The organism is Pontibacillus chungwhensis, assembly GCF_030166655.1.
In the GTDB taxonomy this organism is placed as follows: domain Bacteria; phylum Bacillota; class Bacilli; order Bacillales; family BH030062; genus Pontibacillus.
In genome coordinates, this window is sequence record NZ_CP126446.1 from 1,070,986 (window position 1) to 1,086,266 (window position 15,281).

The 15,281-nt window shown below is 43.1% G+C and carries 15 protein-coding genes; all 15 read left to right on the forward strand.

Annotation, left to right across the window (positions count from 1 at the left end; genetic code table 11):
- Positions 1-137: 137 nt before the first annotated feature.
- The 15 genes from QNI29_RS05540 (at position 138) to QNI29_RS05610 (ending at position 15,258) form a co-directional block, all read left to right on the forward strand.
- On the forward strand, positions 138-1,637 hold the full coding sequence (locus QNI29_RS05540) for a multicopper oxidase family protein (protein ID WP_231418279.1): 1,500 nt from the start codon (positions 138-140) through the stop codon (positions 1,635-1,637).
- A 138-nt stretch (positions 1,638-1,775) separates the two neighbouring features.
- Positions 1,776-2,105 carry a four-helix bundle copper-binding protein gene (locus QNI29_RS05545; RefSeq protein WP_231418447.1) on the forward strand — a complete coding sequence of 110 codons (330 nt, stop codon included), beginning with the start codon at positions 1,776-1,778 and terminating at the stop codon, positions 2,103-2,105.
- A 107-nt stretch (positions 2,106-2,212) separates the two neighbouring features.
- Positions 2,213-2,446 carry a hypothetical protein gene (locus QNI29_RS05550; protein ID WP_231418277.1) on the forward strand — a complete coding sequence of 78 codons (234 nt, stop codon included), beginning with the start codon at positions 2,213-2,215 and terminating at the stop codon, positions 2,444-2,446.
- Positions 2,447-2,825: 379 nt separating this feature from the next.
- Positions 2,826-3,791, forward strand: a complete 966-nt coding sequence (locus QNI29_RS05555; protein WP_231418274.1) for an ABC transporter permease — start codon at positions 2,826-2,828, stop codon at positions 3,789-3,791.
- 12 nt (positions 3,792-3,803) lie between these two features.
- On the forward strand, positions 3,804-4,721 hold the full coding sequence (locus tag QNI29_RS05560; protein WP_231418272.1) for a carbohydrate ABC transporter permease: 918 nt from the start codon (positions 3,804-3,806) through the stop codon (positions 4,719-4,721).
- A 96-nt stretch (positions 4,722-4,817) separates the two neighbouring features.
- Positions 4,818-6,416, forward strand: a complete 1,599-nt coding sequence (locus QNI29_RS05565) for an ABC transporter substrate-binding protein (protein WP_231418270.1) — start codon at positions 4,818-4,820, stop codon at positions 6,414-6,416.
- 82 nt (positions 6,417-6,498) lie between these two features.
- Positions 6,499-8,688 carry a GH32 C-terminal domain-containing protein gene (locus QNI29_RS05570; RefSeq protein ID WP_231418268.1) on the forward strand — a complete coding sequence of 730 codons (2,190 nt, stop codon included), beginning with the start codon at positions 6,499-6,501 and terminating at the stop codon, positions 8,686-8,688.
- Positions 8,689-8,933: 245 nt separating this feature from the next.
- Positions 8,934-9,962 carry a LacI family DNA-binding transcriptional regulator gene (locus QNI29_RS05575; protein ID WP_231418266.1) on the forward strand — a complete coding sequence of 343 codons (1,029 nt, stop codon included), beginning with the start codon at positions 8,934-8,936 and terminating at the stop codon, positions 9,960-9,962.
- 27 nt (positions 9,963-9,989) lie between these two features.
- Positions 9,990-10,592, forward strand: coding sequence for a YesL family protein (locus QNI29_RS05580; RefSeq protein ID WP_231418263.1), 603 nt, complete (start codon positions 9,990-9,992; stop codon positions 10,590-10,592).
- Between the two features lie 25 nt (positions 10,593-10,617).
- The gene (locus QNI29_RS05585; RefSeq protein WP_231418261.1) at positions 10,618-12,123 is read left to right on the forward strand and encodes a glycoside hydrolase family 32 protein; all 1,506 of its coding nucleotides are present in this window, start codon (positions 10,618-10,620) and stop codon (positions 12,121-12,123) included.
- A 413-nt stretch (positions 12,124-12,536) separates the two neighbouring features.
- A complete protein-coding gene (locus QNI29_RS05590; protein ID WP_231418258.1) occupies positions 12,537-12,881 on the forward strand; it encodes an ArsR/SmtB family transcription factor in 345 nt (114 codons plus the stop codon).
- A gap of 15 nt (positions 12,882-12,896) precedes the next feature.
- On the forward strand, positions 12,897-14,189 hold the full coding sequence (locus tag QNI29_RS05595; RefSeq protein ID WP_231418256.1) for an arsenic transporter: 1,293 nt from the start codon (positions 12,897-12,899) through the stop codon (positions 14,187-14,189).
- Positions 14,190-14,214: 25 nt separating this feature from the next.
- Positions 14,215-14,364 carry a hypothetical protein gene (locus QNI29_RS05600; RefSeq protein WP_231418254.1) on the forward strand — a complete coding sequence of 50 codons (150 nt, stop codon included), beginning with the start codon at positions 14,215-14,217 and terminating at the stop codon, positions 14,362-14,364.
- 13 nt (positions 14,365-14,377) lie between these two features.
- Positions 14,378-14,797 (forward strand): arsenate reductase (thioredoxin), encoded by a 420-nt coding sequence (arsC, locus tag QNI29_RS05605; protein WP_231418252.1) that lies wholly within the window; start codon positions 14,378-14,380, stop codon positions 14,795-14,797.
- 260 nt (positions 14,798-15,057) lie between these two features.
- A complete protein-coding gene (locus QNI29_RS05610) occupies positions 15,058-15,258 on the forward strand; it encodes a hypothetical protein (RefSeq protein WP_231418251.1) in 201 nt (66 codons plus the stop codon).
- Positions 15,259-15,281: the final 23 nt, after the last annotated feature.

Sequence of the window (15,281 nt, forward strand, 5' to 3'; positions counted from 1 at the left end):
AAAGCCAGGGTGTAAAGCCCTGGCTTTTTATATGATCATGTTCTTTTAATCTTCAAAGAATCTGCACGTTTCTTGCACATTTCTCGGATATAGTACGCCTAGGGGTACATAAAAGTAACTAAGAAAGGATGAAGGATATGAAGAAAATGGTGATCTCCCTTTTACTTGGAGCCGGAGTTCTGTTGATTGGAATCTGGGGAGTCATGCAATTCCAAGATGGATCAGGGGAGAGTACGGCCTCGGTCCTTAATGAAGCCAAAGGCGAAAGCATCACGGACCTTAAAGGGGACGATGCAAAAGGTCATCCTATTAAGAAATTTGATATAACAGCTTCAAAGAAACAATGGAACATTAATTCAAGCACTAGTGTCGAAGCATGGACGTATAATCAATCTGTTCCCGGGAAGGAACTGCGAGTGCAGGAAGGGGACTATGTAAAAGTTCATTTAAAGAATAACTTGGATGTACCTGTAACGATCCATTGGCATGGTGTATTGCTGCCAAACAAAATGGACGGCGTACCAGGGGTAACACAAGATGCGGTACTGCCAGGGGAAGAGTTTACGTACGAGTTTCTGGCAGATCATCCGGGCACCTACTGGTATCACTCTCACCAGCATAGCTCAAAGCAAGTAGACAAAGGATTGTATGGGGCCTTTATTGTGGAGAAAGAGAAGCCAGACTATGCCATCGATCAGGCGTTTATTGTAGATGAATGGGCCGTGTATGAAGATAAGCAAAGCCTCACCAATATGGGCAGTATGATGACAGGTGGAATGTCCGGGGACGGTGAAGCTGACACAAAAGCGATGTATGATACAGTGACCATCAATGGGAAGAATGGGGAAGCTGTAAAGCCTTTAGATATACAAGAAGGAGAGAAAGCAAGACTACGGTTTATAAATGCCGGCTACCAGACGCACTATGTTCAATTCCCGAATCAAATGCGAGTTATCGCAGTCGACGGAGACAAAGTGAAAAGTGAGGAGAAGAGCTCTGAATTAGAGATTGCTCCAGGTGAAAGAATCGATGTGGAGTGGACGAATGAAGGCAATGCCATACGTTTATTATCACAGTCAGAGGAAGTCGATGATGTGACCATTCCTCTAGGCAACCAAGAGTCATCAACTAGTTCGTTGGCAAGAGATGAGGGAAGGACTGTGAGTGGAACGAGTTATGAAAGTGAAGAGTTGTTGTTCAAAGACATTCCACAGAATCCTGACGTCACCTATAAGATGAACCTAAACATGGGAATGAACATGGGTGAAGGAATGGTGTTTCAGATCAACGAGGACACCTTCCCCGATACGCCTCCTATTAAAGTAAAAGAAGGGGACTTGGTGAAAGTAGAACTTAAAAATACAGGAATGTTGAATCACCCCATGCACTTACATGGCCATAAGTTTCAGGTCGTCTCTAAAGACGGAAGAAAGCTAGAAAAGCCAATCGTGAAAGACTTACTGAATGTAAAACCAGGAGAGACCTATGAAATCTATTTCAAAGCTGATAACAAAGGAGAATGGCTCTTCCATTGTCATGACAATAACCATGCAGACCGTGGAATGATTACCATTGTAGATTACAAAAGCGTCTACTCTCCATTTAAGTTTGGAGAAGCTTCCAAAAATACACCTTAACATTGTCCTGATAAGTAAATGATAAACTGCGGAAGCTCTGAAACTGGAATATTAATCCTTGAATTTAAAAACTGCACAAGATCTGCACATTATCTGGGCATAACTACTATGTAAACTAATTTAAAGGAGTGATTGATGATGGCACACCAGACCCATCCAGAAGCGATTAAAGCATTGCATGAGTGCATGGAGGCTTGTAACCATTGTTATGATGCATGCCTGAAAGAAGAAGATTTAAACAGTATGAGAGACTGTGTTCGCCTTGATCGTGAGTGTGCAGATATTTGTGCGTACTTAGAACAAGCGATTACAAGAGGGACTCCGTTCGTAGCAGAATTAGCACAAGCGTGTGCGACCATCTGTGAGCGTTGCGGTGAAGAGTGTAAAAAGCACGATCATAAGCATTGCCAAGATTGTGCAGATGCATGTTTCAATTGTGCAGAAGCTTGTAAGAAATTAATCGCATAAGAAGAAATTCCAAAAGCACCCACCTTTTAGGTGGGTGCTTTATTTGTTTTTCTAATATAATAATGTTATAGTGGGAACACGTCACATAAAAAGAGGAGTTTTCATCCATGGAACTACTTCAGTTCTTGAAAGATGAAGGGTACTCCGAGACGATCGTTCACGATCAACAGAGTAGACCGATTTATTTCAATTTGAATGATATACGTGACGATATGCAGCTTTACTCTAAATTAAACATTCAACCTGTTCGAATTGAATATTTCCCCTTCGACGCTAGACCGTATTTTGTCAGTGTAGAAGAGAGTCGTAAACAGATTATATATGTCCAAAAAGGTAAATAAATTGTAGTGAAAAAGCAAAAGGTCCTCACCTTGAGCTTTGCCTGACATCAACAATCTTACAGTAGAGTCTGCCAGCCGCCCCTCCAACATGGCTTTTGCGGGTTGTTGATGCCAATTGATTTTTAGATTTTCATCCCCCTCCTATATGCAATCTCTCATTCTCGTATTCTTAAAAAGAAAAGAATTTTTATTTCCAAGATTTGATTGACACCCTTTTTGAAACCGTTTACAATAAAGTTATTAAAAGTTGGATACGTAAACGATTAAATGAGCTGAATTGGAAGCTTCTACACATGATATGAACGAGAGCCGTTCATCTTTTTTTACCCCTTAGGTAATCGATTACGTAAACGATTTTATAAAAGGTGAGGTGAGATCTATGGAGACCAAAGTTAAGACGTTGCCTTGGCGAAGGACTAGGACGAAGTCGGAGCCTAAAGTAAAGCGTTCTTCGAAGAAAAAGATCTGGCAAAACTATGAATTGTATTTATTCCTTCTTCCTACCATTATCTACTTTATTATCTTTCACTACATTCCGATGTATGGCATCCTCATAGCTTTCCAAGATTATATGCCCACACAAGGCGTCTGGGGTAGCCCTTGGGTAGGGTTTGAACATTTCATTCGTTTCTTTAACTCCTTTCAATTCTGGAATCTGTTAGAAAATACACTTGAACTTAGTTTCTTACAGCTGCTGTTTGGTTTCCCGCTACCGATTATTGTAGCGCTATTGTTAAACCAGCTAAGAAATCAGAAGTATAAGAAGTTCGTACAGACAGTCATCTATGCCCCGCACTTTATCTCAGTCGTTGTTCTTGTTGGGATGGTGTACGTATTCTTCTCTCCAAACGGACTCATTAATAACTTCATCATGATCTTTGGAGGAGACCCCATCTACTTTATGTCGGAAGCGTCCTGGTTTAAGCCGCTCTATATTTCTTCAGGGTTATGGCAAGAGACCGGTTGGGCAGCAATTATTTACTTGGCGGCCCTGGCTGGTGTGAGTCCTGAAGTTCACGAAGCAGCCATAATGGATGGCGCGAGTAAAATGCAGCGGATCAGGCATGTTGATATCCCGGCCATTATGCCAACGGCTATGATTCTACTCGTATTGTCCGTTGGGAACTTAATGAATATCGGTTTTGAAAAGGCTTACCTCATGCAAACGCCTTTGAACGTCTCAGCAGGAGAAATTATTCCTACATATGTGTATAAGGTTGGTTTGCAGTCTGCACAATATAGCTTTGCTGCTGCTGTTGGTCTCTTTAACGCGGTGATTAACTTTATCTTATTATGGGCTGTAAACCGTGCGGCTAAAAAACTATCAGGCTCTGGCCTGTGGTAAGGAGGGGCGAAGATGAGTAATTTCGTCATGAATCGTACAAAGTTTTGGGCGCGGAAGTCGAGAGAAGATAAGATCTTCGATGTCTTAAATCTCTTTCTCTTATCCGGTCTCATGTTAGTTGTCCTCTATCCACTCTATTTTGTCGTCATCGCTTCAATTAGTAATCCAGACTACGTTTATAACGGTGAGGTATGGCTCTGGCCGAAGGAGATTACCTTTGAAGGGTATCAACGAATTTTCCAGGATGGACGGATCTGGACAGGGTACAAGAATACGATTGTGTACACGGTGGTTGGAACCTTTGTGAATGTAGCCCTTACCTTGATGGCTGCTTATGCGCTGTCTCGGAAAGACTTAGCAGGTCGGAACTTCTTCATGTTTATGTTCTTGTTTACTATGTTCTTCTCAGGTGGTCTGATTCCGACTTACCTCGTTGTGAAAAACCTGGGTCTTGTAAACACGATGTGGGCACTGATCCTACCGAAAGCTGTTGCCGTGTGGAATCTGATTGTAGCAAAGACATTCTTCCAATCTACTATTCCAGATGAATTACTAGAATCAGCTCAAATGGATGGATGCTCCAATACGAAATTCTTCTTCAAAATTGTGCTTCCACTGTCGAAGCCGATTGTAGCTGTTATGGTTCTTTTCTATGCTGTAACACACTGGAACTCTTTCTTTGACGCTCTAATCTACTTAAACGATGAAGAACTATACCCCTTACAACTTGTGCTTCGCTCGATTTTAATTCAAAACGAAGCATCAGCCAGCATGCTTGGGGACGTGGAGTCGTTTGCAGCTCAACAGCGTATAGCTGACTTAATTAAGTACGGGGTCATTATTGTAGCAGCTGTTCCACTTCTAATCTTATATCCTTTCATTCAGAAGTACTTCGTGAAAGGTGCCATGATTGGAAGTATTAAAGGATAATAGAAAGTTTTAAAAGGCTTGATGGAGGTGAGGCTTGGAGCTCGACTGGTCAATTTCTTGGGTTACTTACCACAATTTAATCGAGGGGGAAATGAAATGGTTCTAAAGCGGAAAAATTGGTCTCTTATTTTATTAAGTGTGATGCTCTGTTCACTTTTTGTATTGAGTGCTTGTCAGTCTGAAGCTGATTCTGAAGAGAAGAAAGATGCGGCTGAGTTTAATGAAGAAGGTTTACCGATTGTTGATGATCAAGTAACCCTTGAGTTTGTATCACCGAAAGCACCACTCGCTCCAAACTACAATGAAATGGAAATTATTCAAACGTTAGAGGATATGACAAATGTTCATATTGAATGGAACAACATCCCAGAGGATGGGTATGAAGAGAAGAAGAACTTGATGCTTGCAAGTGGAGATCTTCCAGATGCCTTCTATGGCGCGAATTTAACGGATCTTGATATTGTAAAGTACGGTAGTAACGGCACGTTAATCCCGCTTGAAGATCTGATTGAAGAACATGCTCCAAACATTCAGAAGCTGTTCGAACGACGGCCGGAATTAAAGAGCATGGTAACTGCTCCAGACGGTCATATCTATACTCTTCCAAGAGCTGAAGAAGCAGGACTTGGAGCTGTACCGAACTTTACTTCGATTAATAAAGCTTGGTTGGATGAACTAGGCTTAGAAATGCCTAAGACGCTTGAAGAGTATAAAGACGTGTTAGTCGCATTTAAAGAACAAGATCCAAACGGGAACGGGGAGCAGGATGAACTTCCAATTAGCTTCATGTATAACTTCTGGACTGGGAACTTTGGAGATATGTTTGCAGCATTCGGTGTCCCAGATAACACAGAACACCGCATCGTTCGTGACGGAGAAGTCCTCTTTACAGCGGTACAGCCTGAATTTAAAGAAGCAATCGATTACTACCATGGCTGGGTAGAAGAAGGGTTAATTGATAAAGAATCCTTCACACAAGATGTATCTCAATACTTTGCTAAGGGTAAAGGCGAACGATATGGATCGTACATCTGGTGGGAAACTGCAGAGGTGGTAGGACCGGAATTACGTGATGATTACGTATTACTTCCTCCGCTAGAAGGGCCAAACGGTGACATCCTTGTTGGTCGTGCGAACAACTCTGATTACAGTCGTGGTGCATTTGCGATTACGTCAGAGAACAAGAATCCTGCACTTACCATGCGCTGGGTTGATCAGCTTTATGATACGAAGATGTCTGCTCAGATTAACTGGGGCCCAATTGGTACGATCTTTGAAGAAAAAGGAGACCAACTCGTTCTTAAAGAGCAGCCAGATGATGTGATTATGGGCGAACTTCGTCAAAAAGTTGCACCGAACGGACCAATTGCCATTTTAAAAGAAGACTTTGAGAACACAGTTGAAATGGAACCACGTGCCAAGCAGCGTCTTGAAGACTTAAATGAAATCTATGCTCCTTATTTAGCTGATGAGAATTACCCAATGATCTTCTTCACACCAGAAGAACTTGATGAACTGAACCGTCTTGAAGTAGACATTAAAGAATTCGTTAACCAGAAGAAAGCGACCTGGTTAATGAAAGGCGGCGTAAATGATGAGTGGGATCAATATGTGGATCAGCTTAAAGCAATGGGCTTAGACCGTATGATGGAAATTTATCAGGACGGACTAGACCGTTTTAACGAAAACCAATAATGGATAAATAGCACATCCCCTGAGAAAGCTGGAACAGATCTATACATGTTCTGGCTTTCTCTATCATGAAGGAAGTGATGGAATGTTCTCAAATGAAACAAAACAGATTGTGGCGCACTGGGCTTTCAATGAAGGCTATGGGAGCAAGGTAAATGATGGGGTGAGTAGGCAACAGGACTCAATTCATTATGTGTTCAGCAACCATTCCGTTGAAGCCATCCGTGAACCACAGTGGCGACAAGGAATAGTGGATCAAGCGCTCCTCTTTGACGGATACTCAACGTGGATTGAACGTGAAGAGGGGATAAGAGATGCGATGACAGATTCTTTTACCATTCAGGCCTGGGTTGCCCCTCGTTCATTTGGAGGCAATGAGGATGAACGGTTAACTGGTATCGTAAGCCAGTTGAATAGCAGGAACAAGCAAGGGTTTATGTTAGGCTTGCATCAGCACGGAAAATGGGCTCTAAAGGTAGGGACTGGGGAAACATTGATTAAAGTATGGGCCTCTAAATCTCTCCCGATTCGAGAGTGGTCGTACATCGTTGCAACGTTTAGTGGCGAGGCTATTACTCTTTATTTGAATGGGGAGCGAGTAGCCTGTGAATCGTTTGCCTCTCCTATTAAAATGGAACCCTTTCCTGGTCCTTTCTATATCGGAAGGCATAATGATCCAATCTCTATTGGCGGCGTTTTTAATCTGAACACGTTTGGTGGACTTATCGATGAAATTTCTATTCAAAATGAAGTGCAGTCCGATCAAGAGATTCAGGAGCGATTTCAAAATAAGCTTAATAAAACGAAGGGGATCCTTCCATCAATTAGCTATGAAGAAATATCGATCAGGCGTGAGATCTATGACCAGGACCCACATAAACCGAAGTATCATCTAACAGCACCAGGTCACTGGATGAATGAACCACATGCGCCCCTCTATTTTAATGGGTATTATCATTTATTCTACCAGCATAATCCTCAAGGACCTTACTGGGGCAATATTCAATGGGGCCACTGGGTGAGTGAGGATTTGGTGCATTGGCGCGATTTACCTGTAGCCATTGAAACTGAAGACGATGACCTTGCTCCTGATGGAATTTGGTCAGGCAATGCCACTTACGGGGAAGACGGGACACCTGTCTTATTCTTTACAGCAGGGAACAAAACAAAAGCCCCCAATCAAATGACGGGTCTCGCCCAGAGTACATACACCGAGGATCAAGACCCCATGTTAACGAAGTGGGAGAAGCATCCTGAACCTGTCACGTTACAACCTGAGGGTGAAGGGCTTCATCACGATGGCTTCCGGGATCCGTTTGTATGGAAAGAAGGGGAGACGTGGTATCAGATTGTCGCTTCAGGAATTGAGGGAGTATGTGGCGCTGTTCTACTTTTTGCTTCTAATAATTTAGTAGATTGGGAGTATAAAGGCGTTCTTCGTTCAGATCGGGAGCAGAACTACCCTTATTTAGGTGAAGTGTGGGAGTTGCCGATTCTGCTGCCAATCAGTGACAAGAAACACATCTTCATTATTAGCCCTGTTGGAGAAGGAGCTGATGTTGAAGTGTTTTACTGGATTGGAGAGTGGGATGTAAGCTCCCTTACGTTTACTGCTGACTTTGATGAGCCAAAGCTTATGGACCTTGGAGATTTTCATTTCACAGGACCAAGCGCCATGAAAGATCCGAAAACAGGGAGAGTCATCCTGTTTACAATTGCTCAGGGGCGGAGAAGTTTGCAGGAAGAATATGATGCGGGCTGGGCTCACAATGGAGGACTTCCTGTTGAGTTGTGGCTCAGGGAAGATGGTCAGTTAGGTATGAGGCCAATTGAGGAGCTTCAACGTTTACGCGGGGAGAAGTTGCTCACATTTAAAGATGGTTCGTTGGATCAGGCCAGTGAACAATTAGCTCACGTAAAAGGAGATCGGCTTGAGATTCGCTTAAAGGTAAGTGGAGACAGAGCTGGCGTGAAAGTGCGTCAATCGGAAGACCGTTCAGAAGGGACGCTTGTCTATTACAACCGGGAGAAAGGGACGTTAAATGTTCGAAAGGCTAATGGAGAGGAACAAGGAGGCCCCCTTGATATTGGTGGGAAGGACATAGATCTTCACATTTATGTGGATCGTTCTATGGTTGAGTGCTATGCCAATGGGTTAAAAAGCATCACGACAAGGACATATCCTAGAGTTATAGCAGAGGGAGTTGAGCTCTGGGGAAGTGATGAGGCAGAGATTGTTTCTTTAGACGTTTGGGAGATGAATTCGATTCACTAATATTCATGTGAAAGAGCACATCAAAAAGGGCTTCCTTCCCCTCCTTGTAGGGGAAGGAAGAGGTTTGACAATAAGACTATGAAAACCGTATACTATTGATAGATCAACAATGAAAACGGTTTCTATTCGTGTTTGCTAAATTTTTTTACTAGAAACGTAATCGATTACGTTCGATCATTATAATACTTGCTAGATTTTTTAGATATGAATGGAAAAATAGTACTTAATGCAGAGGAGAATATGCTATGAGCACCATAAGAGATGATGGAAACGGAATGAGATCAAGAATGAAGGATGTCGCACAACAGGCGGGGGTTTCAACTGCTACCGTTTCTCATGTGATTAACGGAACGCGGTATGTCGCGGAGAATACAAAGAAAAAAGTATACGACGCGATGAAAGAACTCAACTATAGCCCGAACTTCATTGCAAGAAGTCTTAGGAGTAATGCTTCTAAAACGATTGGCTTGATTATTCCGGCGAAAGAAATGGATACATCCGGATTCTTCTTTATGGCTGTGGCTCATAGCATTGAGAAGAAGCTGAAGGAAGTCGGTTATCAGCTGATCTTAAGCAACTCTAATGAAGATATTGAGAGTGAAATGCAGCAAATAAACATGTTCAAAAACCAAATGATTGATGGCCTCATTATGGCCCCGACCTACGGGGATCATAGTTACCTGAAGGAATTCGAGCAACAAATGCCAATCGTGTTTATAGACCGAGAACCAATGGGCATAGATTGTGACTGCGTTCTTGTCGATAACTATAAGGGCACATACGATGCGATTCGTTTATTAATCGAGAAAGGTCATAAAGATATTGGCTATATCTCAGGTCCCCTCGGATTAACCACAAGTAATGAACGAATAGCTGGATATAAAGATGCTTTAAGAGAGTATGATCTCTCCTATAAAGAAGAACATGTAGTCATTGAAGAGCCTTCATTAGAAGCGGGTAAAAAAGCGATGGCGCAATTGCTTGAGGAAACAAACTGTACAGCGGTGATGGTGGCCAACAATATCCTCACCTTAGGATCTGTGGTGACATTGAACGAACGGAATATTAAAGTCCCAGACGACCTCGCCATGATTGGTTATGATAACTACGAGTGGACGGAGGCTACGAATCCGCCTCTGACGGTGATCAAGCAGCCTATTCATGAAATCGGAGAACAAGCAGCTGAATTATTGATTGCGAGATTGGAAGATCGTGAGGCGGAGACGAGGCATATCAGTCTACCTTCGCGCCTTGAAGAAAGACAGTCATGCTAACGCGCTAAAGAAAGGGAGGAACACGAAATGGGGATTTATAAGAGTAAGCTGTTCGTATATATCGAGAAGCTCGTTGACTTTCTGCTTTTAAGCGTTGTTTGGGCGATTTCTTGTATCCCTGTTATCACGATTTTCCCTTCTACTGTGGCGATGTTTGGTGTCGTGAGAGCGTGGCAGCTAGAGAACAAGGAGGACGGCGTTTTCCGTCCATTCTTTAAGCTGTTTAAAGAAAACTTCCGTCAAGGTATAGGGCTATCTGTCATATGGACGATTATCGGTCTTTCTCTATATGGGAACTTTCAGCTGATTGAACCCTCAGGCTCTATCACCCAAACGATTCTTTTCTGTTTAACCATCGCAGTAGCGCTCTTGTATGGTCTTCTTACGATGTATGTGTTCCCAATGATGGCTCATGTACAAACGACGTGGTATTTCCTAATCCGGAATGCGCTTCTTTTATTAATAGCTAATCCGCTTTATACCATCCTTTTAAGCTTCGTTTCAATTGGAACCGGATACTTTTTATTTATGAATCCGGCAGGCTTATTTTTCATAACGAGTTTCTTTGCCTATTTTGTTTGCTTCATTTTCTTAAAAGCGTTTAACACGCTGAGCGTATATGAATCCTAACGATGGAGTAGAAAGGATGTTCACGATGACAGTCGAGCATACAGCATCAACAAGCTATTACCAGGAGAAATACCGGCCGCAGTTCCACTTTACGCCAGAGAAGAACTGGATGAATGACCCGAATGGAATGGTGTATTACAACGGGGAGTATCATCTCTTCTACCAATACCATCCTAATAGTAATGTGTGGGGACCGATGCACTGGGGCCACGCGGTCAGTAAAGACTTGGTACACTGGGAGCACTTGCCGATTGCGCTTAAGCCAGATGAGAACGGCATGATTTTCTCAGGAAGTGCCGTGGTGGATTGGCATGATACTACCGGCTTCTTTGGAGGCGAAAGCGGGCTTGTGGCCATTTTTACACATGCGGATGAGTATCCTGGAACGGATAAACCCCGTCAGCGCCAGAGTCTTGCGTATAGTAAAGACAATGGACGGACATGGACGCCTTATGATGGAAATCCGGTTCTCGCTGAGCCAAGAATTATAGATTTCCGGGATCCGAAAGTATTCTGGCACGAGGATACAGGGCGCTGGGTGATGGTGATTGCTTCTGGCCAAACGGTCAGCATGTATACGTCTCTTAATCTTATAGACTGGGAGTTTGTAAGTGAGTTTGGCGACGGAGAAGGGTCTCATCAGGGTGTATGGGAATGCCCGGACTTGTTTCAGCTTCCGGTTGATCACTCGACGGATAAGAAGAAGTGGGTGCTTCTCGTCAGCCTTGGAGATGAACCGGATGTAGAAGAAGGCTCGAAAACGCAGTACTTTGTAGGCGAGTTCGATGGCAAGACGTTTGTAAATGACCACGATAGTGCGAAGGTTCTGTGGGTAGACCGTGGCTGGGATAACTATGCAGGAGTCACATGGTCTGACCTTCCGATGGCGTCAGGGAGACGTGTATTTATGGGATGGATGAGCAACTGGCGCTATGCCATTGATACGCCGACCTCAACCTGGAGAAGTGCGATGACGCTTCCTAGAGAACTTTCTTTAAAAACAACGCGCGAAGGGTTCCGCTTAATCCAGACACCAGTTCCTGATATTGAATCGATTCGTAATGAGGGTCAAACGTTTGAAGATATGGAGTTAAAGTCTGGTGGGAATCTGTTTAAAGGGCTTAAAGGGAATGCACTTGATCTTGAGCTTGATCTTGATGTGACGTATACAGGGAGCGTTCGACTCGGGCTTTTACAATCAGAGAAAGAAGAGACTGTCATCGAGTACGATGTCTCAAGCAGCACGCTATCATTTGATCGAAGACGCTCAGGAGATGCCTCTTTCCATCAATCTTTCGCCATGACGCAATCGATTACGTTAAACGTACCTGATGGACGTCTGAAACTCAGGGTGTTTGTGGATTGGTCATCTGTTGAGGTGTTCGGTGGAGACGGTGAGGTCGTGCTGACGAATCTTGTTTTCCCAGGTGAAGAAAGTCTTGGGCTCGAGCTCTCAACAGATGGAACGGCTTATGTGCACAAAGCAAGGGTTTCGCCACTTAAATCGGTGTGGAAACAGGTTTCAGAATAAATGGAAACACTCTGGTCTTTTAGGTCAGAGTGTTTTTTTGTGGGCTTTTGAAGCGGGGTCTGTCTCGGGTGGCTCTGCTGGTGGTTCTGTGACATTTCGGGGTACATTTTAGTCTAAAAGGGAAGAGAGAGGCTTAATCTGTTACCTTTTCATTGTTAAAGAGTGTGAAAAGGTCATAGAAGAGCTAGATCTGTGACCTTTTTCATGACATTAGACCTTAAAAGGTAAGAGAGCCTTTGAGTCTGTGCCCTTTCGAAGGTTAAGAGCTTTCAAAAGGGCACAGATGAATCCAGATAATGAAGGGGGGGATTTTTTTGAATATAAGCATTGACTTATATAAAAGAACGCTTATATAATCGTATTGGATTTGCATATGAAACTACATATCACCCCTTAAAAAGGAGGTCAGGTAGATGAGTCAACCATTATTATCAGTAGAGGAAAGCTCTAAAGTTCTGAAACTAGTAGGGGATCAGACGCGCTTGACGATTGTTGGGCTTTTGAAGGATCAGGAACTTTGCGTGTGTGAACTGGTGGAGATCTTGGAGATGTCTCAGCCTTCTGTCAGTCAGCATCTAAAAAAATTACGCAGCGCGGGAATTGTGAAGGAGAAGCGGCAAGGGCATTGGATGTTTTATTCTCTTAATGAGGATCATGCGGCCGTTGATCTCATTTCAGACATACTTACGCATATGCCTGATCAGAAGGAGAAAATAGAAGCACTCGAGCAGTCTGGTAAACGGATTGTGTGTGAGTAGGAGGAGTTTTAGAGAATGAATGTAGGAATTGCAGTCGCGATCTTCCTCATTACGCTTGTCTTTGTTATCTGGCAGCCGAAGAACCTTGGAATCGGTTGGAGCGCATGTGCCGGAGCTGTATTGGCATTAGTGGCGGGCGTTGTGGATTTCGGAGACGTTGTAACGGTAACCGGCATCGTATGGAACGCGACCTTAGCGTTTATTGCTATTATTATCATTTCATTAATTTTAGATGAGATTGGATTTTTCGAATGGGCCGCTCTTCATATGGCTCGCCTTTCTGACGGTAATGGATTAAAAATGTTTATATTCATATCTGTACTCGGGGCAGGGGTCGCTGCTCTTTTCGCAAATGACGGGGCTGCTTTGATCTTAACGCCGATCGTACTTGCGATGGTACGGGCGCTGAACTTCGAGGAAAGAAAGATCTTTCCATTTATTATGGCAAGTGGATTTATCGCCGACACGACTTCATTGCCACTTGTGGTGAGTAACCTCGTGAATATCGTATCAGCTGACTTCTTTGATATCGGATTTATTGAATATGCTTCCCGCATGATTATTCCGAATATCTTCTCATTAGTGGCTAGTATTATTGTGCTCTTCTTGTATTTCCGCAAAGACATTCCGCGTAAATACGACGTCACTCAGTTACGGGAGCCGAAAGAAGCCATTCAGGATCACACGATGTTCCGCCTTTCGTGGTGGGTACTTGGGGTCCTCCTTGTTGGCTACTTCGCCAGTGAATTTTTGACCGTACCGGTGTCGATTATCGCAGGAATTGTTGCGATCTTCTTCTTACTGATGGCACGAAGAAGCTCGGTTGTGGAGACAGGTAAGGTTGTAAAAGGAGCACCGTGGGCGATTGTGTTCTTCTCGATCGGCATGTACGTTGTCGTATACGGACTTCGTAATGTTGGATTAACCGACGTGTTAGCGAACGTGATTGAAGCAGCAGCGGATCAAGGCTTGTTTGTCGGCACAGTAGCGATGGGCTTCATTGCTGCGCTATTATCTTCTGTTATGAATAACATGCCGACTGTCATGATTGATGCCATCGCGATCGCTGATTCTAGTGCAACGGGCATTATGAAAGAAGGACTCATTTATGCGAACGTAATCGGAAGTGACTTAGGTCCGAAGATTACGCCAATCGGTTCCCTGGCAACGTTACTCTGGCTTCATGTTCTATCTCAAAAAGGCGTGAAGATCTCATGGGGATACTACTTCAAGATCGGGATTATTCTTACGGTACCAACACTATTTATTACACTAGTGGGGCTTTATCTCACGTTGCTACTGCTGTAAGTCTAACCTTAAATAGGAGAAAAGAATGCCATTCGTTATACTAGTTTCATTTCTAATCATCATTTATCTATCGTTCAAAGTTCATCATCTTGGAACGATGCTAAAAAAGCAGCAAAAAGACCAGGAAGAGATGAAGTCTCTTCTTAAAATCATCATTAAAAATAACGAACAATAAAGGAGACACCAACATGAACAAACCCGTTTTATACTTCTTATGTACAGGAAACTCTTGCCGTAGCCAAATGGCTGAAGCGTGGGGCAAACACTACCTTGGTGACAAATGGGACGTGAAAAGCGCTGGTATTGAGGCACACGGCCTGAATCCGAATGCGGTAAAAGCGATGAAAGAAGTGGATATGGATATCACAGATCAAACGTCAGATATCATTGATCCAGAGATCCTAAATAACGCTGCCTTTGTCGTAACCCTTTGTGGCGATGCAAACGACAAATGTCCAATGACACCGGCTCACGTTCGAAGAGAGCACTGGGGATTTGATGACCCAGCGAAAGCAGAAGGAACAGAAGAAGAAAAATGGGCATTCTTCCAGCGTGTCCGTGACGAGATTGGCGAGCGCATTAAGCACTTTGCTGAAACAGGGGAATAAATCTAAGAAAAGCAGTTGCACTTTTGTTAGAAACATTCGAATAGCAGATCAACTAGCACAAAGACAATAGCTGTTGTCTTTGTGCTATTTCTTTTTTGGAGTAAATGTTTATACATTTGCTGATTTATTAAATTAGGATAGTGGACTGTTAGAATATGTTAAAATGATTGGTGAGTTTGTGAAGGGATGTACGTAAACTAACGCGGCAAGATTGTTTAATAAAGGAATTATGAATATGGCTAAACAGGGAGTGTTACATAGTGAAAGTGAAAAAAGCTGAAAAAAAGAGAAATGAAGGACTAACATTAATATCTGTAATTGGAGGAGGCGTAGCAGGATGGACGGTTAATGCTGTATTAAGTATTTCGTCAGATTCCGACATGACTCACCTTTATGGGATATCAATATTTTTAGGTGTTATTGTCGGTTTATTATGGGATATAGCGGATAAGTTAAATTGAAATACAGATATAACAAAACGCAA

What these genes read in the sequence shown, in the direction of transcription:
- QNI29_RS05540 (WP_231418279.1), top strand. Translation starts at nt 138, where the DNA reads ATGAAGAAAATGGTGATCTCCCTTTTACTTGGAGCCGGAGTTCTGTTG.
- QNI29_RS05545 (WP_231418447.1), top strand. Translation starts at nt 1,776, where the DNA reads ATGGCACACCAGACCCATCCAGAAGCGATTAAAGCATTGCATGAGTGC.
- QNI29_RS05550 (WP_231418277.1), top strand. Translation starts at nt 2,213, where the DNA reads ATGGAACTACTTCAGTTCTTGAAAGATGAAGGGTACTCCGAGACGATC.
- QNI29_RS05555 (WP_231418274.1), top strand. Translation starts at nt 2,826, where the DNA reads ATGGAGACCAAAGTTAAGACGTTGCCTTGGCGAAGGACTAGGACGAAG.
- QNI29_RS05560 (WP_231418272.1), top strand. Translation starts at nt 3,804, where the DNA reads ATGAGTAATTTCGTCATGAATCGTACAAAGTTTTGGGCGCGGAAGTCG.
- QNI29_RS05565 (WP_231418270.1), top strand. Translation starts at nt 4,818, where the DNA reads ATGGTTCTAAAGCGGAAAAATTGGTCTCTTATTTTATTAAGTGTGATG.
- QNI29_RS05570 (WP_231418268.1), top strand. Translation starts at nt 6,499, where the DNA reads ATGTTCTCAAATGAAACAAAACAGATTGTGGCGCACTGGGCTTTCAAT.
- QNI29_RS05575 (WP_231418266.1), top strand. Translation starts at nt 8,934, where the DNA reads ATGAGCACCATAAGAGATGATGGAAACGGAATGAGATCAAGAATGAAG.
- QNI29_RS05580 (WP_231418263.1), top strand. Translation starts at nt 9,990, where the DNA reads ATGGGGATTTATAAGAGTAAGCTGTTCGTATATATCGAGAAGCTCGTT.
- QNI29_RS05585 (WP_231418261.1), top strand. Translation starts at nt 10,618, where the DNA reads ATGACAGTCGAGCATACAGCATCAACAAGCTATTACCAGGAGAAATAC.
- QNI29_RS05590 (WP_231418258.1), top strand. Translation starts at nt 12,537, where the DNA reads ATGAGTCAACCATTATTATCAGTAGAGGAAAGCTCTAAAGTTCTGAAA.
- QNI29_RS05595 (WP_231418256.1), top strand. Translation starts at nt 12,897, where the DNA reads ATGAATGTAGGAATTGCAGTCGCGATCTTCCTCATTACGCTTGTCTTT.
- QNI29_RS05600 (WP_231418254.1), top strand. Translation starts at nt 14,215, where the DNA reads ATGCCATTCGTTATACTAGTTTCATTTCTAATCATCATTTATCTATCG.
- arsC (WP_231418252.1), top strand. Translation starts at nt 14,378, where the DNA reads ATGAACAAACCCGTTTTATACTTCTTATGTACAGGAAACTCTTGCCGT.